At 72.4% G+C, this 21,917-nt stretch carries 18 protein-coding genes; 6 read left to right on the forward strand and 12 right to left on the reverse strand.

The genetic code is table 11. The features are described from left to right. Nucleotides 1–318: 318 nt before the first annotated feature. From ACZ6ZN_RS08420 to ACZ6ZN_RS08435, 4 genes are all read right to left on the reverse strand, one after another. Nucleotides 319–1,011, reverse strand: coding sequence for an AAA family ATPase (locus ACZ6ZN_RS08420; protein ID WP_469644327.1), 693 nt, complete (start codon nucleotides 1,009–1,011; stop codon nucleotides 319–321). 56 nt (nucleotides 1,012–1,067) lie between these two features. After that, nucleotides 1,068–1,889: an ABC transporter permease gene (locus ACZ6ZN_RS08425; RefSeq protein WP_451878252.1), complete on the reverse strand. Its 822-nt coding sequence runs from the start codon at nucleotides 1,887–1,889 to the stop codon at nucleotides 1,068–1,070. An 80-nt stretch (nucleotides 1,890–1,969) separates the two neighbouring features. Beyond that, a complete protein-coding gene (locus ACZ6ZN_RS08430; RefSeq protein ID WP_469644330.1) occupies nucleotides 1,970–2,944 on the reverse strand; it encodes an ABC transporter ATP-binding protein in 975 nt (324 codons plus the stop codon). Between the two features lie 123 nt (nucleotides 2,945–3,067). Then, a complete protein-coding gene (locus ACZ6ZN_RS08435; protein ID WP_469644332.1) occupies nucleotides 3,068–4,282 on the reverse strand; it encodes an NYN domain-containing protein in 1,215 nt (404 codons plus the stop codon). A 223-nt stretch (nucleotides 4,283–4,505) separates the two neighbouring features. Here ACZ6ZN_RS08435 and ACZ6ZN_RS08440 point away from each other — a divergent pair, with 223 nt between their 5' ends. Next, entirely contained in the window at nucleotides 4,506–4,670 is a 165-nt protein-coding gene (locus ACZ6ZN_RS08440) for a hypothetical protein (RefSeq protein ID WP_369196239.1), read from the forward strand. 101 nt (nucleotides 4,671–4,771) lie between these two features. Here ACZ6ZN_RS08440 and dnaE read toward each other — a convergent pair whose 3' ends face one another. Continuing rightward, nucleotides 4,772–8,311, reverse strand: a complete 3,540-nt coding sequence (gene dnaE, locus ACZ6ZN_RS08445; RefSeq protein ID WP_398112020.1) for a DNA polymerase III subunit alpha — start codon at nucleotides 8,309–8,311, stop codon at nucleotides 4,772–4,774. Between the two features lie 216 nt (nucleotides 8,312–8,527). Here dnaE and ACZ6ZN_RS08450 point away from each other — a divergent pair, with 216 nt between their 5' ends. The 4 genes from ACZ6ZN_RS08450 to ACZ6ZN_RS08465 all read left to right on the forward strand — a co-directional run bounded on the left by ACZ6ZN_RS08450 (nucleotide 8,528) and on the right by ACZ6ZN_RS08465 (nucleotide 13,386). Further along, a complete protein-coding gene (locus tag ACZ6ZN_RS08450) occupies nucleotides 8,528–9,877 on the forward strand; it encodes a DUF2252 domain-containing protein (protein ID WP_398112021.1) in 1,350 nt (449 codons plus the stop codon). Nucleotides 9,878–9,947: 70 nt separating this feature from the next. After that, nucleotides 9,948–10,643 carry a hypothetical protein gene (locus ACZ6ZN_RS08455; RefSeq protein ID WP_398112022.1) on the forward strand — a complete coding sequence of 232 codons (696 nt, stop codon included), beginning with the start codon at nucleotides 9,948–9,950 and terminating at the stop codon, nucleotides 10,641–10,643. A gap of 80 nt (nucleotides 10,644–10,723) precedes the next feature. Next, the gene (locus ACZ6ZN_RS08460) at nucleotides 10,724–11,548 is read left to right on the forward strand and encodes a thioredoxin domain-containing protein (RefSeq protein ID WP_469644335.1); all 825 of its coding nucleotides are present in this window, start codon (nucleotides 10,724–10,726) and stop codon (nucleotides 11,546–11,548) included. Between the two features lie 167 nt (nucleotides 11,549–11,715). Continuing rightward, on the forward strand, nucleotides 11,716–13,386 hold the full coding sequence (locus ACZ6ZN_RS08465) for an alkaline phosphatase D family protein (protein ID WP_469644338.1): 1,671 nt from the start codon (nucleotides 11,716–11,718) through the stop codon (nucleotides 13,384–13,386). Between the two features lie 3 nt (nucleotides 13,387–13,389). Here the strand turns inward: ACZ6ZN_RS08465 and ACZ6ZN_RS08470 are convergent, their stop codons facing one another. After that, nucleotides 13,390–13,959, reverse strand: a complete 570-nt coding sequence (locus ACZ6ZN_RS08470; RefSeq protein WP_398112025.1) for a dienelactone hydrolase family protein — start codon at nucleotides 13,957–13,959, stop codon at nucleotides 13,390–13,392. Nucleotides 13,960–14,066: 107 nt separating this feature from the next. Between ACZ6ZN_RS08470 and ACZ6ZN_RS08475 the strand changes: the two genes are divergently transcribed. Next, nucleotides 14,067–15,191, forward strand: a complete 1,125-nt coding sequence (locus ACZ6ZN_RS08475; protein ID WP_451878257.1) for a mechanosensitive ion channel family protein — start codon at nucleotides 14,067–14,069, stop codon at nucleotides 15,189–15,191. Between the two features lie 71 nt (nucleotides 15,192–15,262). On the opposite strand, the gene ACZ6ZN_RS08480 is transcribed toward ACZ6ZN_RS08475, so the two are convergent. From ACZ6ZN_RS08480 to ACZ6ZN_RS08505, 6 genes are all read right to left on the reverse strand, one after another. Beyond that, nucleotides 15,263–16,006, reverse strand: a complete 744-nt coding sequence (locus ACZ6ZN_RS08480) for an SDR family NAD(P)-dependent oxidoreductase (RefSeq protein ID WP_398112027.1) — start codon at nucleotides 16,004–16,006, stop codon at nucleotides 15,263–15,265. Nucleotides 16,007–16,045: 39 nt separating this feature from the next. Beyond that, nucleotides 16,046–17,632 (reverse strand): Na+/H+ antiporter, encoded by a 1,587-nt coding sequence (locus ACZ6ZN_RS08485; protein WP_451878258.1) that lies wholly within the window; start codon nucleotides 17,630–17,632, stop codon nucleotides 16,046–16,048. 107 nt (nucleotides 17,633–17,739) lie between these two features. Then, entirely contained in the window at nucleotides 17,740–18,210 is a 471-nt protein-coding gene (locus ACZ6ZN_RS08490) for a GNAT family N-acetyltransferase (RefSeq protein ID WP_469644343.1), read from the reverse strand. Then, nucleotides 18,207–19,151, reverse strand: coding sequence for an RluA family pseudouridine synthase (locus ACZ6ZN_RS08495; RefSeq protein WP_398112030.1), 945 nt, complete (start codon nucleotides 19,149–19,151; stop codon nucleotides 18,207–18,209). Before ACZ6ZN_RS08495 ends, ACZ6ZN_RS08490 begins: the two co-directional genes overlap by 4 nt. 43 nt (nucleotides 19,152–19,194) lie before the next feature. Continuing rightward, a complete protein-coding gene (gene lspA, locus ACZ6ZN_RS08500) occupies nucleotides 19,195–19,884 on the reverse strand; it encodes a signal peptidase II (RefSeq protein ID WP_398112032.1) in 690 nt (229 codons plus the stop codon). A gap of 87 nt (nucleotides 19,885–19,971) precedes the next feature. Further along, complete coding sequence (locus ACZ6ZN_RS08505) at nucleotides 19,972–21,306, reverse strand: TraR/DksA C4-type zinc finger protein (protein WP_469644347.1); 1,335 nt, start codon at nucleotides 21,304–21,306, stop codon at nucleotides 19,972–19,974. Nucleotides 21,307–21,917 lie beyond the last annotated feature (611 nt).

A 21,917-nucleotide genomic window follows, 5' to 3' on the forward strand; every position in this document is an offset into this window, starting at 1 on the left:
GGCCGGGCCGCACCACGTCCCCACGCCGGCGCGGGCGGCGCGGCGCGACCCCACGGGGCAGGCGGCGCCCCGCCCTCACGACACGGCACGGGCCGCCGCTCCCCGGCGACGATGCCCGCCGCTCCCGGCTCGGGACGCCCGGAGCGAGCGGCGCGGCACGACACCACAGGGCAGGCGGCGCCAGGCGCGGGCGGGAACGGCGGCGCCCGGGCGGACGACGACGTACGGCTCGCGAGGCCCCGGCCCGCGAGCTTCCGGCACGGGCCCGTCCCACCGGTCCGCGCGCCGCCCCAGCCCCGCGGTTCCGGCGCCGGCCGGCTACGAGGCCGGCGGCTGCCCTCCGTGCGGCCCGTCCGCGAAGTCCGGCTCGGGGTCCCGGGGGCCGAACAGCGCCGTGAGCCCGAGGTGCACCACCAGGGCGGCGAGCGGCCAGGCCAGCAGCGCCCCCTTGGCCCCGAGCTTCAGCGGCGCGGAGAACGTCGCCCCCTTGCCGACCTCCCGCGCGTGCGCGATCACATCCTGCTCGGGTCCGAGCCAGACCCCGACCCGCCAGGCGAGCAGCGAGCCGAGCAGACCGCCGACGGCCAGCCCCACCACCAGCGGCACGCCCCCGCGCCGGCGCAGCAGGAACACCACCAGGGCACTGACCAGCCCGAAGGCCAGCGCGAGCAGCACGAACGTGCCGTCGACGCCGATCGCCTGCTCGCCCTCGGTGTCCTTGAGGTAGACGACCCAGTTCCCGCCGGTCGCGTCCCCGACCAGCGGGACGTGCGGCGCGAGCTTCCACCACAGCAGGCCCAGCAGCAGCCCGCCGAGGGCCACGGCCACGGCGACCACACCGGCCTCGCGTACTTCCGTCCTCATGCCGGGGCCGTCCTGTCCGTACCAGCCGTCTGCGGTGTGCCCGGCGTGCTCGGAGCCGGGTGCCACGGGCCCGTCGGCCGGCGGCTGCCACGGTCCCTGAGCGGAGTGGTCGTTGGGTGGCGGTGGCGGAGTCAGCGGTGCGGTCACCCTGTCATCGTGCCAGGCCCGCCTGTGTGCCGCGTCACCGGACGACCCGTCCCGACTCACCGGACGGCCGCCCGGCGGTACGCCCAGGTCGCCACGGCCAGCGAGACGACGCCCACGGCCCCGCACACGGCGAGGTCCCCCAGCACGAACGCCCAGTCGGGGTCCGGCCCGAACGTCCGGGCGAACGCCTCCACCCCGTAGGTGGACGGCAGCAGGTCCCGCGCGAAGCGCACGAACTCCGGCATCCGGTCCGCGGGGAGCACCCCCAGCAGCAGCGCCGCCGACATGCCCAGCTGCCCCAGCAGCGTGGCCAGCTCGGGCCGGGGCGCGAGCAGCCCGAGGGCCGCGCCCAGACCCGCGAGCGCGGCGCCCGCGAGCGGGATGACGGCCACCAGGATCCACAGGTGGGCCAGCGGCAGCCCGAAGAGCACACAGCCGAACACGGCCGTCACGACCGTCCCGGGCACGGTGAACGAGGCGTACGCGCCCGCCGCGCCCAGCACCACGGCCGCCGGCGGCACCGGCAGGGTCGCGTAGTGGTCGAGCCCGCCGCTCGCCCGCAGCTGACCGAAGTACTGCGCGAGCAGGTTCAGCGCCACGAAGGCGACGACCAGGACCGAGGAACCGGCGACGACCGCCTGCGCCTCCGCCCCGTCGTCCACCACCCCGCGCATCAGGATCATGATGCCGACCGACTGGAAGGTCGCCACGAACAGCAGCGGGATCCGCGCCACCCGCGCCCGGGACAGCTGCGCCCGGTACACGGCCGCCAGCGAGGGCCACAGCCGCGCCCGGGGACCGAGCTCGGCCGCGCCCGCGGCGGGCTCCTCGGCGGCCAGGGCACCGCCCGGCAGGACATCGGCGGGTACGACACTCACGTCGCGCTGCTCCCCTTCGTCGGGTCCACTGCGGCAGTCGGTACGTACGGTGGGGCCCGGCTGCTCAAGACCGGCGCGGCTCACGCCTTCACCAGCCCCTGCTGCGCGGCCCCGCCCAGGGCCAGGTAGACGTCCTCCAGGCTGGGCGTGGTCAGGGTGAAGTCGTCCAGCGCGGCGAAGGCGGCCCCGCCGGTGACGGTCGCCACGACCGCCCGGGCCTCCTCGGGCCCGAGCCGCAGCGTCCAGCGGCGGCCCGACTCCGCGACCCGGTTCCGCAGCGCGGCCACCTCCGGGACGTGCAGCGGCGCGGCCTGACGCCACACGAGGTCGACCCGCACCTCGCCGGCGACCCGTTCCTTCAGCCCGGCCGGGGTGTCGCAGGCGATGACCCGCCCCCGGTCCAGCACGGCCACCCGGTCCAGCACGGTCTCGGCCTCGATGACGTTGTGGGTGACCAGCAGCACCGTCGTCCCGTCCTCGGCGCGCCGCCGGTCGACGGCGGACCAGACGGCCCGCCGCGCCACCGGGTCCATGCCGGTGGTCGGCTCGTCCAGCACGAGCAGCGGCCGCTTCCCGACCAGGGCAGCCGCGAAGCACGCCAGGCGCCGCTGGCCCCCCGAGAGCTTCTTCAGCGGCCGTCCGGCCAGTGGGGCGAGGCCCAGTTCGTCCAGGACGGCGTCCCGCTCGGCGCGGGCCCGGGCGGCGTCCAGTCCGCGCAGCCGCCCGGTGGTCTCGGCGGCGAGCGACACGGTCAGCTCGTCGAGGGCGGTCGACTCCTGCCCTAGGTAGGCGAGGATCCGCGCGGCCCGTTCCGGGTGGCGCACGATGTCGTGACCGAGGATCTCCACGCTGCCGCGGTCGGGCCGCATGAGTCCGGTGAGCTGCCGCACGAGGGTGGACTTGCCGGCGCCGTTCGGCCCGAGCAGGCCGAAGATCTCGCCCCGGCGGATGTCCACGTGCACGTCGTCCGTGGCCCGGACCTCGGGGGTGGCGGGCACTCCGCGCCGGCCCCGCCCGGCCGGATACGTCTTGGTCAGCCCGCGCACCGCGCACACGATGTCCCCATCGTGCCGAAATGCCTGTGCCGCGCGCGTACTCACAAGGGACGAGACTACGGGGTCCGGGACCCCGGCCCGCTCCCGGGGCGGCGGGTGAGGGTAAATCCGCCCGGGGAATTCTCAGTCGCCGGCCGGGGCGTGCTCCACACCCGTGCGGACGCCGATCTCCTTCCAGAAGCCGGCCCGGATGGCGTAGCGGTCCCGCTCGTCGATCTGGTCGTCCTTGTGGGCGAGCAGACCGAAGCGGGCGGCGTAGCGCAGCAGCTCGCCGTCGACGCGGTGCGGGATGCGGGGATACATCCCGGACAGTTTCTGCAGGTGGCCGTGGTCGCCGAGGCGCTCGACCCAGCGCCGGGCGAAGACCTGCCCCACCTCGAAGGGGTCGCCGCCGACCGTGGTGATGTCCTCCTCGCGGTCGGCCCAGCGCTGCTCGGCGGTGGTCAGCTGGGCGAGCGTCGGCATCGAGGCGGCCTCGGGGGGCTCGGGCGCGGGCCGGTCGACCCACCCTTTGTCGGAGGACCAGCGCAGGGTGGCGGAGGAGGGCTGCCGCTCGGGCTGGGCGCCGGGGGCCCGCAGGGCTGCCAGGTCCTTGGGGGTGGGGACCCCTTTGGCGGCGGCGGGCACCCGCTCGCCGGTGCCGTTGGCCGCGGGGCCGGCCACCTGGTGGTCGGGTTGCGAGGCGGGCCGCTCGGACGGGGCGGACAGGGCGGAGTCCGGCAGGGGCGCGGAGAGGATCGCGGCGATCTCGGGCCGGGGCGCGGGCTGCGGGGCGCACACCCCCGTGTGCTCCTTGGCGCGGACGGCCTTGGTGATCCATGTCCGGTCCAGGACGCGCCGCTCGTCGGCCTCGGCGACCAGGTCCTCGGACTGGTTGTAGTCGCCGTCGGCGGCCTGGACGGCCCACAGGTGCACCGCGACGCCGTGCTCCTTGGCGGCCATCATGCCGGGCAGCAGATCGCCGTCGCCGGTGACCAGGACGATGTCGGAGCAGGCGCGGTTGCGGGCCAGTTCGGTGAGCTCGGCGTGCATGGCCGCGTCCACGCCCTTCTGCGCCCAGCGGCCGTCGCTGCGGGTCAGTGCCCCCAGGCGGACGGTGACCCGGGGCATGACGCGCAGCCGGCGGTGCTCGGGCTGGGGGACGCGGTCGGGGGCGCCGTCGAACCAGTAGATGCGCAGCAGGGGCTGCGCGGTGTCGGACTCGGCGCGCTCGCGCAACGCCTGGATGAGGGCGGCGTGGTCGACGGTGATGCGGGACCGCGAGGGCTCCCCGGCGAGGAGGCTCGCCGCGGCTCCCAGCAGATATCCGGCGTCCACCAGGACGATGCAGCGGTCCACGCGACTCACCCGCTTCCCAGGAGGTTTGCTTCGGGGCTCGCTTCGAGTCTGCCCGACGGCGCGGAGGTTAACGGCCGGAACTCGATCTTCGGCGTGGCGTTTCGCCCTGCCCTTCTCCGACTACCCCTGTCACGCACGGTGATTGCCCGACATGCGAGCGTTGCCGGCGTGTGTGAATCTGGTCCCGGCCCTGGCCCCTAGATCCCCCACAGGAGGCATCACCATGGCCAAGAACAAGAACCGTGACCGTAAGCAGCAGCGTCCGACCGACCGCGGGCAGCGGGCGGACCGCCGTCCGGCGGCCGAGGCGGAGGCCCAGCCCGAGGTCGAGTTGACCCCCGGCGACGTGGCGACCCGCAAGCGGAAGCGCAGCTTCGGCCACAACTGACGTCTGTGTAAAGGGTTGTAGACCTTCCCACACACGTGCACGAGGGGCGTACCAGGTACCGGGTACGCCCCTCACGCGCGCCGGAGGTCCGCGCCGGCGGTTCAGCCGGCCAGGCAGGACGGGCCGAGCAGCACCTTCAAGTCGCCGAAGAGCGCCGGGTCGGGCTTGACCCGGTGCCGGTCCAGCCGCAGCACGGTGGTCTTGGTCGGGCCCTGGAGCTTGATCCGGACCTCGCTGTCGCCCTTGTGGTGGCTGAGGACCTCGCCGAGGCGGCTGACCAGCGGCGGGGTGACCCGGGTGGCCGGGATGGTGAGGACCACGGGGGCGTTCGCGCCGGCGTTGGACAGGTCCGGGATCATCAGCTCCATCGCGACCAGGCGCGGCACGTCCTCGCGCTTGTCGAGCCGGCCCTTGACGAACACCACGGCGTCCTCGACGAGTTGCGTCGAGACGAGCTGGTACGTCGCGGGGAAGAACATGCACTCGATGGAGCCGGCCAGGTCCTCGACGGTGGCGATGGCCCAGGCGTTGCCCTGCTTGGTCATCTTGCGCTGGAGGCCGGAGATGATGCCGCCGATGGTGACGACCGCCCCGTCCGCGTGCTCGCCGCCGGTCAGCTGGGAGATGCCCGCGTCGGCCTTGTCGGACAGGATGTGCTCCAGGCCGAACAGCGGGTGGTCGGAGACGTACAGACCGAGCATCTCCCGCTCCTGGGCGAGCAGATAGGTCTTGTCCCACTCGTCGGTGGAGAACTCGACGTCGAGCCCGAAGCCCGGTTCGCTGGTCTCGGCCTCGCCCATGCCGCCGAAGAGGTCGAACTGCCCCTCGGCCTCCTTGCGCTTGACCGCGACCACGTTGTCGATCATCGGCTCGTACTGGGCGGTGAGGCCCTTGCGGGTGTGGCCCATGGAGTCGAAGGCGCCGGCCTTGATCAGGGACTCGGTGGTGCGCTTGTTGCAGACCACCGCCTCCACCTTGTCCAGGTAGTCCGGGAACGAGGTGTACTTCCCCTTGGCCTTGCGGCACCGGATGATCGACTCGACCACGTTCGTGCCGACGTTGCGGACGGCGGACAGGCCGAACAGGATCACGTCGTCGCCCTGCGCGGCGAAGTTGGACATCGACTCGTTGACGTTCGGCGGGAGCACCTTGATGCCCATGCGGCGGCACTCGTTGAGGTAGACGGCCGACTTGTCCTTGTCGTCCTTCACGGAGGTGAGCAGGGCGGCCATGTACTCGGCGGGGTGGTTCGCCTTGAGGTACGCCGTCCAGTACGAGACGAGTCCGTACGCGGCGGAGTGCGCCTTGTTGAACGCGTAGCCGGCGAAGGGGACCAGCACGTCCCACAGCGCCTGGATGGCCTCGTCGCTGAAGCCCTTCTTGCGGGCGCCCTCCTGGAAGAGCACGAAGTTCTTCGCCAGTTCCTCGGGCTTCTTCTTGCCCATCACGCGGCGGAGGATGTCGGCCTCGCCGAGCGAGTAACCGGCGATGATCTGGGCGGCCTTCTGCACCTGCTCCTGGTAGACGATCAGGCCGTAGGTGACGTCCAGGACCTCCTTGAGAGGCTCCTCCAGCTCGGGGTGGATGGGCGTGATCTCCTGCTGCCCGTTCTTGCGCAGCGCGTAGTTCGTGTGGGAGTTCATGCCCATCGGGCCCGGGCGGTACAGGGCCGACACGGCGGAGATGTCTTCGAAGTTGTCCGGCTTCATCAGCCGGAGCAGGGAGCGCATGGGCCCGCCGTCGAACTGGAAGACGCCGAGCGTGTCGCCGCGCTGGAGCAGGTCGAAGGTCGTGGGGTCGTCGAGCGGGAGGCTCAGGAGATCGATGTCGATCCCCTTGTTGGCCTTCACCATCTTGACGGCGTCGTCCATGATCGTGAGGTTGCGCAGGCCGAGGAAGTCCATCTTCAGCAGGCCGAGCGACTCACAGCTCGGGTAGTCCCACTGCGTGATCGTCACGCCGTCGGTGTGCCTCACCCAGACCGGGACGTGGTCGGTGATGGTCTCGCTGGACATGATCACGCCGGCCGCGTGCACGCCCATCTGCCGGACCAGGCCCTCCACACCGCGGGCGGTGTCGATGACCTTCTTCACGTCCGGCTCGTTCTCGTACATCCCGCGGACCTCGCCGGCCTCGCTGTAGCGCGGGTGGTTCGGGTCGGTGATGCCGGAGAGCGGGATGCCCTTGCCGAGGACGTCGGCGGGCATGGCCTTGGTGATGCGGTCGCCCATCGCGTACGGGTAGCCCAGCACGCGCGCGGAGTCCTTGATCGCGTTCTTGGCCTTGATGGTGCCGTACGTGCCGATCATGGCGACCTTGTCGGCGCCGTACTTCTCGGTGACGTACCGGATCACCTCGACGCGCCGGCGCTCGTCGAAGTCGATGTCGACGTCGGGCATGGAGATGCGCTCGGGGTTGAGGAACCGCTCGAAGATCAGGCCGTGCGGGATCGGGTCGAGGTCGGTGATGCCGAGCGCGTAGGCGACGATCGAGCCGGCCGCGGAGCCTCGGCCGGGGCCGACCGCGATGCCCTGCTTCTTGGCCCACATGATGAAGTCGGCGACCACGAGGAAGTAGCCCGGGAAGCCCATCGAGATGATGGTGTCCATCTCGTACTCGACCTGCTTCATGCGGTCGTCCGGGATGCCGTCCGGGAAGCGGCGGTGCATGCCGCGCAGAGTCTCCTCGCGGAACCAGCTGACCTCCGTGTACCCCTCCGGGATGTCGAACTTCGGCATCAGGTCGCGCTTCTCGAACATGCCGGTCGTGTCGACCATCTCGGCGATCAGGCGCGTGTTGGCGCAGCCCTCCTGCCAGGCGTCCGAGGAGTCGATGGCGTACATCTCGTCCGTGGACTTGAGGTAGTAGCCAGTGCCGTCGAACTTGAAGCGGTCCGGGTCGGAGAGGTTCTTGCCGGTCTGGATGCACAGCAGCGCGTCGTGGGCGGTCGCCTCGTGCGCGTAGGTGTAGTGCGAGTCGTTGGTGACCAGCGGGGGGATGCCGAGCTTCTTGCCGATCTCCAGCAGGCCGTCGCGGACGCGGTGCTCGATGTCGATGCCGTGGTCCATCAGCTCCAGGAAGTAGCGGTCCTTGCCGAAGATGTCCTGGTAGTCGGATGCGGCCTTGAGGGCCTCGTCGAACTGGCCGAGCCGCAGCCGGGTCTGGACCTCGCCCGAGGGGCAGCCGGTGGAGGCGACGATCCCCTCGGACCACTGGGAGATGGTCTCCTTGTCCATCCGGGGCCACTTCTGCAGCCAGCCCTCGGCGTACGCGTCGGAGGAGAGCCGGAAGAGGTTGTGCAGACCGGTGCTGTTCACGGCCCACATCGTCTTGTGGGTGTAGCCGCCGGAACCGGAGACGTCGTCCCGCTTCTGGTGCGGCTGGCCCCACTGGATCTTGCGCTTGTTGCGCCGGGACTCGGGCGCGACGTACGCCTCGATGCCGATGATCGGGGTGATCCCGGCCTTCTGCGCGGAATGGTAGAAGTCGTACGCCCCGTGGAGGTTGCCGTGGTCGGACATGGCGATGTGCGACATGCCCATCTCGTTGCACGCGTCGAACATGTCCTTCAGCCGCGCGGCACCGTCCAGCAGCGAGTACTGGGTGTGGACGTGCAGGTGCGTGAACGGCGGCTTCGACACGGCTGCGGCCTCCAGGGAAGACGTGGGCGGACGGGGCCCGACAGGCTGCGGACAGTCTGGGGGACAGCGTCGAAGTCTATGCCTCGGCACCGACAGCCGGAGGGCTGACCCGCGTACCGTCTCGGCGTGGGTCGCGGGCACTCCCGCCGGCCACCGCACGTTAGGCAAGGGGCGGACCCGCCGCCCGCAGACGTCTGCACCAGGAGGCACCCAGCGATGTCGTTCCCGCAGCTCAGCGACGAGCAACGCGGTGAGGAGATCCTCGCCGTCTTCGACACCGCCTTCAGCCGGCTGCTGTCCGCCGACCCGGCCGCGTTCCGTGTGAAGTTCCGCAAGATGGCGGCCTCGGCGTTCGCCTTCTACCGGGGCACGGCGTGCCTCTTCTACCACGACCTGGACGAGGAGAAGGACGCCGGGCGGGCCGGGAGCACGCCCGGCCTGCCGTACCTGGACGAGCGCACCTCGCGCGTGTGGATCCACGGCGACCTGCACGCGGAGAACTTCGGCACGTACATGGACTCCACCGGCCGCCTGATCTTCAACGTCAACGACTTCGACGAGGCCTACGTCGGTCCCTTCACCTGGGACCTGAAGCGCTTCGCCGCCTCCGTCGCGCTGATCGGGTACGCCAAGGCGCTCAGCGACGAGCAGATCTCCGAGCTGGTGACGGTCTACGCCGTCGCCTACCGGGAGCGCATACGCGCGCTGGCGACCGGCGCCAAGAGCGACGAGGTGCCGCCCTTCACCCTGGACACCGCGCAGGGCCCGCTGCTGGACGCGCTGCGCGACGCCCGCTCCCTGACCCGGTTCGGGCTGCTGGAGTCGATGACGGAGATCCGCGAGTTCGAGCGCCGCTTCGCGCCGGGCGGCGGCTCCGTGGAGCTGGACGCGGCCACGCGGTACAAGGTCCTCGCCGCGTTCGACGGCTACCTGGAGACGCTCCCGGACGACTCCCTGACCCGTCCGGACTCCTACCGCGTGAAGGACGTCGTGGGCCGGCGCGGCATCGGCATCGGCTCCGCGGGGCTGCCGTCGTACAACATCCTGCTGGAGGGGCACAGCGACGCCCTGGAGAACGACGTGGTGATCTACATCAAGCAGGGCCAGACCCCGGCGGTCTCCCGGCACATCACCGACCCGGCGATCCGCGACTACTTCCGGCACGAGGGGCACCGCACGGTCATCTCCCAGCGGGCCCTGCAGGCGCACGCCGACCCGTGGCTGGGCTGGACGGAGCTGGACGGCGCGGGCCAGCTGGTCGCCGAGGTCTCGCCGTACGCGGTGGACCTCGACTGGGGGGACATCGACGAGGCCGAGGAGATCGCGCAGGTGGTGGCGGACCTCGGCCGGGCGACGGCCGCCATGCACGCGGCGGCCGACGACCAGTCCGGCGAGTCCCTGGTGCCGTTCTCCACCGAGCGGGCCATCGACGCGGCGATCGCGGCCGACGAGGAGGGCTTCGCGCCCCTGCTGGTGGACTTCGCCCACGGCTACGGCGCCCGCGCGCGGGCCGACCACCAGATCTTCGTGGACCTGTTCCGCAACGGCCGCATCCCGGGGCTGTGACGAACGGCACCTTTCACAGGCACCCTTTAGGGGTCTCTTACCGGCCCGCGTGACAGACTCTCCTATCGCTATGGACATATCCGGGATCCCGCTCAGAGCCGTACGCGCGGCGCTGTTCACGGCCGTGGTCGTGACGCTCAGCACCGCGTCGCACGTGCTGCTGTCGCGGGTCCCGCTGCCGGTGGGCACGGTGACCGCGGTCGCCGCCGCCGTGTTCGCCCTCGCGTTCGCCCTGGCGGGCCGCGAGCGCTCCTTCGCGCGGATCGCGGCCCTGCTGGTCCCGCTGGAGCTGGCCGCCGACACCGTGTTCACCACCGGCCAGCACGCCTGCTACGGCCGGGCGGGCGGCCCGGTCGCGGGCCCGCTGCGCTCGGTCGGCCTGGAGGTGCTCTGCGGCGGCGGCGAGGTCGGCGGTCCGCTGGCCCGGGTGGCCGACGCCACCGGCACCGAGCGGCTCGCCGCCACGATCGCCCACGCCGACCCGGCCACGGCCTGGCTGCTGCTCGGTGCGCACCTCGGGGTCGGCCTCACGGCCGCCCTCTGGCTGCGCCGGGGCGAGCGTGCCCTCGCGCAGCTGCTGCGGGCGGTGGCGGCGACGACGTTCCGGCCGCTGCTGCTGGCGGTCGCCGCGGTCGCGGTGGAGCGGTCCCCCGCCGGACGCCGGCCGGCCGCACCCGCGGCCCGCCGCGGGGCCGGCGCCCGCGGCCGGCTCCTCGCGTACTCCCTGGGACGGCGTGGACCGCCGTGCTCGCCCGCCCTCGTCTGAGGCACACCCCGAGCACCCGCAGTCCCCCTCACGCAGTCCGCGCACCGGCGTGTGCGCGTCCCCCACTGGAGAACACCACCATGAGCAAGCGGAACAGCCAGGCGGCCAAGACGGCGGCCCGCGAGCGGCTGCGCGTCGAGCGCGAGCGCGAGGCCAAGCGCGCGAAGACCAGGCGGCAGGTCATCGTCGCCGGTTCGATCGTCGCCGTCCTGGCGATAGCCGGCGGCATCGGCTACGCGGTCGTCCAGGCCAACAAGCCCGACGGATGGGACGCCGCCAAGGACGCCAAGCTCGTCAAGCCGGCGAACACGTCCGGCAAGGACGGCACCACGGTCGTCATCGGCAAGGACAGCGCCGACAAGACCCTCGTCATGTACGAGGACCCGCGCTGCCCGGCCTGCGCCGCGTTCGAGCAGGCCGTCGGCCCGACCGTCGACAAGGACGTCGAGGACGGCAAGTACAAGATCCAGTTCGTCGGTGCGACGTTCATCGACAGGAACCTGCCGGGAGTGGGCTCCAAGAACGCCCTGAGCGCGCTCGGCGCCGCGCTGAACGTCAGTCCCGAGGCCTTCCTGGAGTACAAGACGGCGCTGTACTCGACGAAGTTCCACCCGGAGGAGACCGAGGACAAGTTCAAGGACGACGACTACCTGATCAAGGTGGCGAACTCCGTCGACGGCCTGAAGGGCAACAAGACCTTCCAGACGGCGGTCAAGAAGGGCACCTACGACAAGTGGGCGCTGGTCATGGGCGAGAAGTTCGACGCCGACGGCGAGAAGTACGGCTTCCAGGGCACGCCTTCGCTGGTCATGGACGGCAAGAAGGTCACCGGCAGCGACGGCCAGAGCGCCCCGATGACCACCGCCGACTTCAACAAGGCGATCGACGCCGCGCTCAAGAAGTAGCCGCAGCGGACGCACCCCCGGCCGGTCCGCGTGCCCGGTCCGCCGTAGCACGGAGCGGCGCCGCGTGCGGGCCGGCCGGGGGGATGTGAGCAGCGACTGCTCAAACAGCGGGCGAACTTCCGGAGTTCGCCCGCCGTGGGTCATACCGACCGGTAACCTGATCGGCCGTGACCAGTCGATACAGATCATCGAACACGTCCGAGGGCCTCAACTCCCTCACTCCACGCCGCCGTACGGTCGTCAAGGCCGCGGCGGCGACTGCTGTCCTGGCCGGGCCGCTGGCGGCAACCCTGCCCGCCCGCGCCGTGGACCAGACCCCCGCCTTCCTGCACGGCGTCGCCTCCGGGGACCCCCTGCCGGACGGCATCCTGCTGTGGACGCGTGTGACGCCCGTCCCCGAGGCGATACCGGGCTCGGGTACCGGCCCGGACACCGAGGTGGGCTGGATCGTCGCCCGGGACAAGGCGTTCACGCACATCGTCGCCAAGGGCTCCACCCTCGCGACGGCCGCCTCCGACCACACCGTGAAGGCCGACATCCGCGGTCTGGAGCCGGCCACCGACTACTGGTTCCGCTTCTCCGCCGGCGGCACCGACTCCCCCGCCGCCCGCACCCGCACCGCCCCCGCGCACGACGCGGCCGTCACGGGCCTGCGCTTCGGCGTGGTCTCCTGCGCCAACTGGGAGGCCGGCTGGTTCTCCCCGTACCGGCACCTCGCGGCCCGCGGCGACCTGGACGCCTGGCTGCACCTGGGCGACTACATCTACGAGTACGGCACCGGCGAGTACGGCACCCGCGGCAAGGTCGTCCGCCCGCACGCCCCGGCGCACGAGATCGTCACGCTGGCCGACTACCGCACCCGGCACGCCCGTTACAAGACCGACCCGGACCTCCAGGCGCTGCACGCGGCGGCCCCCGTCGTGGCGATCTGGGACGACCACGAGTTCGCCAACGACACCTGGTCGGGCGGCGCGGAGAACCACACGGAGGGCGCCGAGGGCACCTGGTCCGCCCGCCAGGCCGCCGCCAAGCAGGCCTACTTCGAGTGGATGCCCGTGCGCCCCGCCCTCGCGGGCACCACCTACCGCCGGCTGCGCTTCGGCAAGCTGGCCGACCTCTCGCTGCTCGACCTGCGCTCGTTCCGCTCCCAGCAGGTCAAGGTCGGCAACGGCGAGGTCGACGACCCGGACCGCACCCTCACGGGCCGCGCCCAGCTCGACTGGCTCAAGGCGGGCCTGAAGGCGTCCGACACCACCTGGCGCCTGGTCGGCAACTCCGTGATGATCTCGCCGTTCGCCATCGGCTCGCTCTCCGCCGACCTGCTGAAGCCGCTCGCCAAGCTGCTGGGCCTGCCGCAGGAGGGCCTCGCCCTCAACACCGACCAGTGGGACGGCTACACCGACGACCGCCGCGAGATCCTGGCCCACCTGCGCGCGAACGCCATCCGCAACACGGTCTTCCTCACCGGCGACATCCACATGGCGTGGGCCAACGACGTGCCGGTCGACGCCGGCACCTACCCGCTGTCCCCGTCGGCCGCGACGGAGTTCGTCGTCACCTCGGTCACCTCGGACAACCTCGACGACATCGTGAAGGTGCCGGAGGGCACGGTCTCCGCGGTGGCCTCGCCGGTGATCCGCGCGGCCAACCGGCACGTGCACTGGGTCGACACCGACCGGCACGGCTTCGGCGTCCTGGACCTGACGGCCGAGCGCGCGCAGATGGACTTCTACGTCGTCTCCGACCGCGCCAAGCGCGACGCGACGGCCAAGTGGTCCCGCTCGTACCGCACCCGCAGCGGCACGCAGAAGCTCGAGCGCACCTACGACCCGGTGTAACGGCTACAGGGTCTCAAGGAAGCCGAGCGCCACCCGCCAGGTGGTCTCGGCGGCCTCCGCGTCGTAGTCCGGCAGGTCGGGGTCGGTGTAGAGGTGACCGGCCCCGGCGTACCGGTACACCTCGACGTCGGCTCCGGTGCGGCCCATCTGCAGATACCAGGCACTGAGCCAGTCGTCCGTCTCGAAGGGGTCCGGCTCCGCCACGTGCAGCTGGACCGGCAGGTCCTCGGCCGTGGCGCCCGGGGCGATGTCCGAGGTGCCGTGCAGGAGCAGCAGGCCGCGCGCCTTGTCGTCGCCGAGGGCGAGGGTCTGCGCCACGGAGGCGCCGAGCGAGAACCCCGCGTAGACCAGCCCGCGCTCCGAGTAGGGCGCGGCGGCCAGCACCGCCCGCCTCAGCAGCTCGTCCTTGCCGATCTTCTCCTTGTGCTCCATGCCCTCCTCGACCGCCTCGAACGTGCGCCCCTCGAAGAGGTCGGGCGTCCACACCTGGTGCCCGGCCGACCGCAGCCGGTCGGCGGCCTGGTGGACGGCGGGCCGCAGCCCGTAGGTGGAGTGAAAGAGCATGATGTTCATGGGGCCATGGTGCCAGCCGGGTGTGGGGGCCCGGGATCACGGCAGTACCCAGGACGCAGTGGAAGTCACATGTTCATGCCCCCGGTGAGCCGGTTAGGTTCGGTGGCATGGAGAACCTGCTACGACCGCTGATCGTGGTCGGTGGCTCGGTCGTGCTCACGCTGGTGATCGGCTGGGCCACCGACTTCCTTCTGCGCAAGGCCGACCGACGGCACCACGACACCCCGCTGTGGGGTCTGCTCCGCCGTGCCCGCATCCCCTACCAGCTCGTGCTGTGCGCCGCCCTGCTGAGAGGGTCCTACGACCAGGCGCAGCTGCTGCAGAGCCGCGAGGAGGCCGTCGGCCGGACGCTGACGCTGGTGCTGATCGGGTCCACCGCCTGGCTGGTCATCCGGATCGCGGCGGCGATCGTCGAGACGTCCTACAGCCGGTACGCCCACGCCCGGGCGCACCGGGACCCGGCCCGGGTGCGCCGGGTGCGCACCCAGGTGTCGCTCATCATGCGGGTGGTGTCCGCGATCGTCGGCGTGGTGGCAGCGGCGAGCATGCTGCTGACCTTCCCGGCGTTCAAGGCGGCGGGCGCGTCCCTGCTGGCCTCGGCCGGAATCCTCGGGATCGTCGCCGGTGTCGCCGCCCAGTCCACGCTGAGCAACATGTTCGCCGGCTTCCAGATCGCCTTCGGCGACATGGTGCGCATCGGGGACACGGTGGTGGTGGACGGCGAGTGGGGCACGGTCGAGGAGGTCACGCTGACGTTCCTGACCGTCCGCACCTGGGACGAGCGCCGGATCACCATGCCGGTGTCGTACTTCACGTCCAAGCCGTTCGAGAACTGGTCGCGCGGCACGCCGCAGATGACCGGCATCGTGTTCTGGCACGTCGACCACTCCGCGCCCGTGGAGGCGATGCGCGACAAGCTCCGCGACATCCTGCGCGAGTGCCCGGCCTGGGACGGCCGCGCCTACAGCCTGTCCGTGACGGACAGCACACCCAGCACCATGGAGGTGCGGGCGCTGGTGACGGCCAAGGACGCCGACGACATCTGGACCGTCCGGGTCACCGTCCGCGAGGAGATGATCCGCTGGCTGACCGCGGAGCACCCCTACGCCCTGCCGCGGGTGAACACCGCCGACGCGGTCCTGCCCCCGTCCCGCAACGGCCACCGCTTCTCCCACGACGCCGTGCCGGTGCCGCAGCGCCGGTACCACGGCTCGGGCCGCACCGACCGCTGAGCCCGGCCCGCGCCCCCGATCGGGAGGGCCGCCCGCGAGCACGCGGGCGGCCCTCCCGCGTGCTCGCGTGGTCAGTGGCCGCGCTCGGCGCCGCCGTTGACCTGGATGATCTGCGAGGTGACGTGCCGGGCGCCCGGTGAGGCCAGCCAGTGCAGGGTCCCGGCGACGTCGCCGGGGGTCCCGGCCCGCCCGGTGGACGTCTCGGAGATGAGCCGCTCCCGCCGCTCGGCGGCCATCGCGTCCCCGAAGAACTCGGTGTCCTCGACGTACCCCGGCGCGACGACGTTCACGGTGATGCCGCGCGGGCCCAGCTCCCGGGCCAGGTCGTGGGCGTACGGGTGCAGTCCGGCCTTGGCCGCGGCGTAGGCCCCGCTGCCCGACCCCCGGTAGGCGGCGATGGAACCGAGGAACAGCACCCGCCCGCCGGGCTCGGCCAGGCGCGGCTTCAGCGCCTCGGTCAGCAGCACGGCGGTCAGCAGGTTGAGCCGGAAGTTGACCGTCCAGGTGTGGGCGACACCGCGCAGCGCGTCGCCGTCGCCCCCGGCGTCCGCCTCGAGCAGTCCGGTGCCCCCGGCGCTGTGGACGAGCACGTCCACGGCGCCCAGTTCCCGCTGCACGAAGGCGGCGACTCCGCGCACCTCGTCCGGCTCGGCGAGATCGGCCGCGTAGGTCAGCGCGCCGGGCACGCCGGCCTGCTCCAGTACCCCGGCCCGCCGGCCGAGCAGCAGCACCCGGTCGCCGTCCGCCGCGAAGACCCGCGCCGCCGCGAGCCCGATCCCCGTGCCGCCACCACTGATCACCACGTTGCGTGCCATGCGCCCGACCTTACGACCCGTCAGGCGGCGGGCGCGAGCTCATCGCAGGCTGCGCACGTCCAGGTGCCGCAGGACCCGGTCCACCACCTCCGGGTCGGCGCCCGGCTCGCTGCGCGCCGACAGCACCTCGTGGCGTGCCGCGCTGAGCATCTGCTGCTGGAGCTGCCGGACCCGCTTCACCCGCCGGGCGCGCTCCCGGTACGCCTCGCGGCGCTCGTCCTCGGCCAGTTCCGGGCTGATGCGCACCGCGATGTCCATGGCCCGGCGCAGCATCTGCTCGGACAGCTCCTCCGGCAGTTCCTCGTCCTCCTCGATCTCCCGCAGCCGCTCCTTGGCCGCCTTGGCGGCGCGCAGCGCCAGGGACTTGGCGAACTCCTTCTCGTGGTCGGTGTCGGCCTTCACGCCCAGGCGCCGCACCAGCCAGGGCAGGGTGAGGCCCTGCAACACCAGCGTGGCCATGATCACGCCGAAGGCGATGAAGATGATCTCGTCGCGGCTGGGGAACGGGGCGCCGCTGTCGGTCTCCAGCGGGATCGCCAGCACCAGTGCGACGGACGCGACCCCGCGCATCCCCGCCCACCACATGACGACGGTCTCGCGCCAGCTGACGGGGATGTCCTCGTCGTAGTCCCGCCGCGCGTGCAGCCGCTTGGTCAGCCACGTCGCCGGCAGCAGCCACAGCAGCCGTACGAACACGACCACGCACACCACGATCGCCGCCCAGCCGAGCAGCTCGCCCCACCGCCCGGAGGCGGTGTTGATCGCGTTGTGCAGCTCCAGGCCGACCAGCCCGAACGCGACACCGGTGACGAGGGTGTCGACGATGTTCCAGAAGGTGTGCCCGGCCAGCCGCGTCATGACGTCGTCGGCGTCGGAGCCGTGCTCGGCGAGGAACAGCGCGGTGGTCAGCACGGCGAGCACGCCGGAGCCGTGCAGTTCCTCGGCCATCACGTAGGCGGCGTAGGGCACCAGCAGGGTCAGCCCGATCTGCAGGACCGCGTCGCCGAGGAGGTCCATCAGCTTGTTGGCGCCCCAGCCGAGCGCGAGCCCCACGGCCACCGCGACGACGGCCGACAGCACCAGGTCCAGACCGGCCTTCCAGGGCGAGAACGTCCCGCTGACGGCGGCGGCGATCGCCACGTGGTAGAGCACGATGGCCGTGACGTCGTTGAACAGCCCCTCGCCCTCCAGGATGGACACCAGGCGGCGGGGCAGCCCGAGCTGGCCGGCCACGGCGGTCGCGGCGACCGGGTCGGGCGGCGCCACCAGCGCCCCGAGCGCGAACGCGGCGGCCAGCGGCAGGCCCGGCACGATCGCGTCGGCCACGGCGGCGACACAGACCATGGTGACGAACACCAGCGCCACGGCCAGCAGGAAGATGGGTCTCTTGTTCGCCGTGAACTGCCGCCACGAGGTACGCCGTACGGCCGCGTACAGCAGGGGCGGCAGCAGCAGCGGCAGGATCAGGTCCGGCGGGATCTCGACGTTCGGGACGAACTCCAGCAGGGCCAGGACGATGCCCAGGAGCGTCATCAGCACCGGAGCGGGGACGCCGAGCCGGTCCCCGAGCGGAACACTGATCACGGCCCCGAGCAGCAGGACGAACAGCAGGGCCAGCTGATCCACGGTCAGCGCTCCGGGAGGTCAGAGGTGCACACGACTGATCTCAAGACTGCCACGCGACTGCCTGGGCAAACCGTTTCGGCACCCCCCGCGGCACCGCCCGGGACGGCTCAGAGGGAACGCCGCATCCCCTGATGCGGAATGCCGGCCTCCAGGTACTCCGGCCCGTACGGCGCGTAGCCGAGCCGCGCGTAGAAGCCGAGCGCGTGCGTCTGCGCGTGCAGATCCATGGCCGCGAGCCCGCGGGCGCGTGCCGCCTCCTCGACGGCCCGCACCAGGGCGGTCCCGACCCCGAGCCCACGCGCGTGAGCCGTCACCGCCAGCCGGCCCAGACACCCCACGGACGGGTCCGCACCGGTCTGCGCCACGGCCGCCGCTCCCCACAGCAGCCGCCCGGTCCCCAGCGGCACCCCGTCCTCCCGGACGGCCAGCACGTGCACGGCCCCGGCGTCGTACGCGTCGTACTCGAGGTCCTCGGGAACGCCCTGCTCGCCGACGAAGACCTCCTTGCGCACCGCGAAGCACGCCTCACGGTCCGCCGCGTCCTCCGCGACCCGCACGACGTACGTCTCCGTGCTCACGCGTACGTCTCCTCCCGGACCTGGTCCAGGGCCTGCTGGAGGTCCTCCGGGTAGTCGCAGGAGAACTCCGCCCACCGGCCGTCCCCGGGGTGCTCGAAGCCCAGGCGCACGGCGTGCAGCCACTGCCGCGTCAGCCGCAGGCGCTTGGCGAGCGTCGGGTCCGCGCCGTAGGTCAGGTCGCCGACGCACGGGTGGCGGTGGGCGGCCATGTGGACGCGGATCTGGTGGGTGCGGCCGGTCTCCAGCTTCACGTCCAGCAGGGACGCCGCGCGGAACGCCTCGATGAGGTCGTAGTGGGTCACCGAGGGCTTGCCCTCGGCGGTGACCGCCCACTTGTAGTCGTGCTGGGGGTGCCGGCCGATGGGCGCGTCGATGGTGCCGCTGGTCGGGTCGGGATGGCCCTGGACCAGCGTGTGGTACCGCTTGTCGACCGTGCGCTCCTTGAACTGGCGCTTGAGCGACGTGTACGCGTACTCCGACTTCGCGACCACCATCAGGCCGGACGTGCCGACGTCGAGGCGGTGGACGATCCCCTGGCGCTCGGCCGCCCCGGACGTCGAGATCCGGTACCCGGCGGCGGCCAGGCCCCCGATGACGGTCGGGCCGGTCCACCCGGGCGAGGGGTGCGCGGCCACACCGACCGGCTTGACGATGACGACCACGTCGTCGTCGTCGTGGACGATCTCCATGCCCTCGACCGGCTCGGCCACCACCTGCACCGGCGCGGGCGCCTGCGGCATCTCGACCTCCAGCCAGGCGCCGCCGTGCACGCGCTCCGACTTGCCGACCACCGACCCGTCGACCGTGACCTTCCCCGCGGCGGCCAGCTCGGCGGCCTTGGTCCGGGAGAAGCCGAACATGCGGGAGATGGCGGCGTCGACGCGCTCGCCCTCCAGGCCGTCGGGCACGGGCAGGGTACGGATCTCGGGAATCGTGCTCACCCGTCGAGTATGCCGGACGGCTCCGGCAGGGCCGTACGCGCGCTCAGTCCTTGTGGACGGTCCCGTCGGGGTCGAGCCCCTTGAACGACAGCAGCACGATCAGGATGCCGCCGCACACGATCGCCGAGTCGGCCAGGTTGAACACGGCGAAGTGCTTGGGCGCGATGAAGTCGACGACCGCGCCCTCGAAGACGCCGGGAGCCCGGAAGATCCGGTCGGTGAGGTTGCCCAGCGCACCGCCGAGCAGCAGCCCCAACGCGATCGCCCAGGGCAGGCTGTACAGCTTGCGGGCCAGGCGGGCGATCACCACGATCACCGCCGCCGCGATCACGGTGAAGATCACGGTGAAGGCCTCGCCGAAGCCGAAGGCCGCGCCCGCGTTGCGGATCGCCTCGAACCTCAGCCAGTCCCCGACGATCTCGATCGGCGGGTGGTGCTCCAGCTTCGCCACCACGATCAGCTTGCTGACCAGGTCCAGGGCGTAGGCGAAGGCGGCCACCGCGAACAGGACCGCGATCCGGCGCCTGCCCCGGGGCCGCCCGGCGGCCTCGGACCCTTCGGCCCCGTCGGCGCCGGCGGCCGCCGGGGTCCGGTCGGTGCCGGACCCTGCGGCGGGAGCGCCCTCGGAACCGGAGCGCCCGCCCGGCGCCGCGTCCTCGCCGGGCCGCTCCCGCCCGGCCCCGGCCGCGTCCGGAGTGTCCGGCGTACCGATGATGCGCTCCGCCTCTGCCACGTGAGTCCCTCGCCTAGGTGCCTGACTGAGCACGAGGGTACGACACGCCCGCCGCGATCCACGTGCTCAGGAGGCATTCGGCCCCGGTCAGTACCTGCGCTCCTGCTTCTGCTTGCACTCCACGCACAGCGTGGCCCGCGGGAAGGCCTGCATCCGGGCCTTGCCGATGGGGTTGCCGCAGTTCTCGCACAGGCCGTAGGTGCCCGTGTCGAGGCGTTCCAGCGCGCGCGTGGTCTGGTCGAGCATCTCGCGCGCGTTGGCGGCCAGGGCCAGCTCGTGCTCGCGCGTGATGTTCTTGCTGCCGGTGTCGGCCTCGTCGTGCCCGGCGCCGTCACCGGAGTCCCGCATCAGACCGGCCAGCGACCGCTCCGAGGACGCGATCTCCTCCCGCAGCCGCGTCTCCTCCGACATCAGCTCCGACCGCGCCTCGTCGACCTCCTCCGCCGTCCAGGGGTCCTCGCCCGGACGTACCGCGAGTTCACCGGGCTCGGCCGCGCCGCGCGCCTTCGGCACGGCGGTCTTGGCCGCCGTCGCCGCGCCAGGAGTCTTCTTCGCACCCACCGTGGTCGCTCCCGTCTGCTGCGCGGCGTGGGCCGCGCCCGCCTTCTTGGCCGTGCTGCTGCCGGCCGTGTCCTGTGTGACCGCGCCGGTCCGGGCAGTGCCCTTCCCGGTCGCGCCCTGCGTGGTGGTGCTCGTGTCCGCGGCGCCCTGCCCGGCGACGCCCCGGGCGCCCTTCTCCGCGGCGGTCTCCCCCGCCCTCGCCGTGCCGCCCGCCGTCTTGCGCGCCGGGGTCTTCTTCTTCCCCGGCGTCTTCGTGGCAGCGGCCTCCTTGCCCGTCGCCTTCCCGGCGTCGGCCTTCTTGGCGGTGGCCTTCTCGGAAGCCTTCTTGGGGGTGGCCTTCTCGGAAGCCTTCTTGGGGGTGGCCTTCTTGGGAGTGGCCTTCTCGGAGGTGGCCCTCTTGGCGGTGGTCCTGGGGGCCGCGGCCGTTCCGGCCGCGGGCTCCCCGCCGGCGGGCTTCCGCGCAACCGCCGCCGCGGACGCCGACCGCCTCGGGACCGGCCCGCCCTCGCCGTCACTCGCCTTCCCCACGGGCGCCGCTCCTCCGGCCGCCCTCCCGGCCGCCTTGCCGGCCGCGGGCTTCCGGGCCTCCGTCGCCGCCTTCCCGCCCTCGGTCGCCCCCGGGGTGTCCGTCCCGCTCTCGGCGTCCGTACCGCCCGGGGAGGTCCTCTTCACCGCCGCCTTCGTCTTGCGGACGACCGCCTTCGCCCCCTCGGTCGCCTTCTGCGCCGCCCCCTTCGCCGCCCGCCCCGCCGGCCCCGCCTGCGCGGACTTCTTCCCGCCGACGTCCTTGGCCGCGCCGCCGGCGGACCCCGCGGATCTGCCGGACGCCGGCTGCTGTACGGCGGTCTTCTTCGCCACCATGGCCGCGGCCCCTTCACATATTGTGATCTTGCTCGCGAATCGTGCTGGGACGATAAATCGACTCGAGTCCCGCGGCAACGGGGCACACCGCCCGATTCGCCCGCCTCGCGCACGCCGCGCGGCGGACCTGCATCCGTTGTGCCCAGCTCCCCGCCTGGTAATCCGCCGGTCAGGGCGTCCCAGGATCCGAACACCCATACCCGCTCCAATCGGGTCATCAAACCCATTCCACCCCCGGCGGACCTCCCGGCCCTCCGGGCGGCCCCCGCCCGGCCCGGAAAAGCGGGTCGGCCGCCGCCCGCCCGGCGCCGTACACTGGGCGGAGCGAGAAGCGTGGATGGGGACGAGTAGCGGCGTACGCAGCCCAGAGCGACCCGGGGACGGTGGGAGCCCGGGGGCGAGCGCGACGTGAAGATCACCCCGGAGCCGCCGGAAGAACGCCGCAGCCCAGGCAGCGGCCAGTAGACCCGGCATCGCGACCCCAATGAGGGGGCTCACCGGCGCACACCCCGTGCCGGGGGGCCAAGGAGGGTGGTACCGCGGGAGCGCGCCGAAGGCGGCGCAGGCAGACGTAGCTCTCGTCCCTCCGGACGGAAGGCAGCAAGTCCGCC

It is taken from the genome of Streptomyces sp. NPDC053665 (assembly GCF_055585285.1).

What these genes read in the sequence shown, in the direction of transcription:
- ACZ6ZN_RS08440 (WP_369196239.1), top strand. Translation starts at nt 4,506, where the DNA reads ATGGCCAAGAACAAGAACCGTGACCGTAAGCAGCAGCGTCCGACCGAC.
- ACZ6ZN_RS08450 (WP_398112021.1), top strand. Translation starts at nt 8,528, where the DNA reads ATGTCGTTCCCGCAGCTCAGCGACGAGCAACGCGGTGAGGAGATCCTC.
- ACZ6ZN_RS08455 (WP_398112022.1), top strand. Translation starts at nt 9,948, where the DNA reads ATGGACATATCCGGGATCCCGCTCAGAGCCGTACGCGCGGCGCTGTTC.
- ACZ6ZN_RS08460 (WP_469644335.1), top strand. Translation starts at nt 10,724, where the DNA reads ATGAGCAAGCGGAACAGCCAGGCGGCCAAGACGGCGGCCCGCGAGCGG.
- ACZ6ZN_RS08470 (WP_398112025.1), bottom strand. Translation starts at nt 13,959, where the DNA reads ATGAACATCATGCTCTTTCACTCCACCTACGGGCTGCGGCCCGCCGTC.
- ACZ6ZN_RS08475 (WP_451878257.1), top strand. Translation starts at nt 14,067, where the DNA reads ATGGAGAACCTGCTACGACCGCTGATCGTGGTCGGTGGCTCGGTCGTG.
- ACZ6ZN_RS08480 (WP_398112027.1), bottom strand. Translation starts at nt 16,006, where the DNA reads ATGGCACGCAACGTGGTGATCAGTGGTGGCGGCACGGGGATCGGGCTC.
- ACZ6ZN_RS08505 (WP_469644347.1), bottom strand. Translation starts at nt 21,306, where the DNA reads ATGGTGGCGAAGAAGACCGCCGTACAGCAGCCGGCGTCCGGCAGATCC.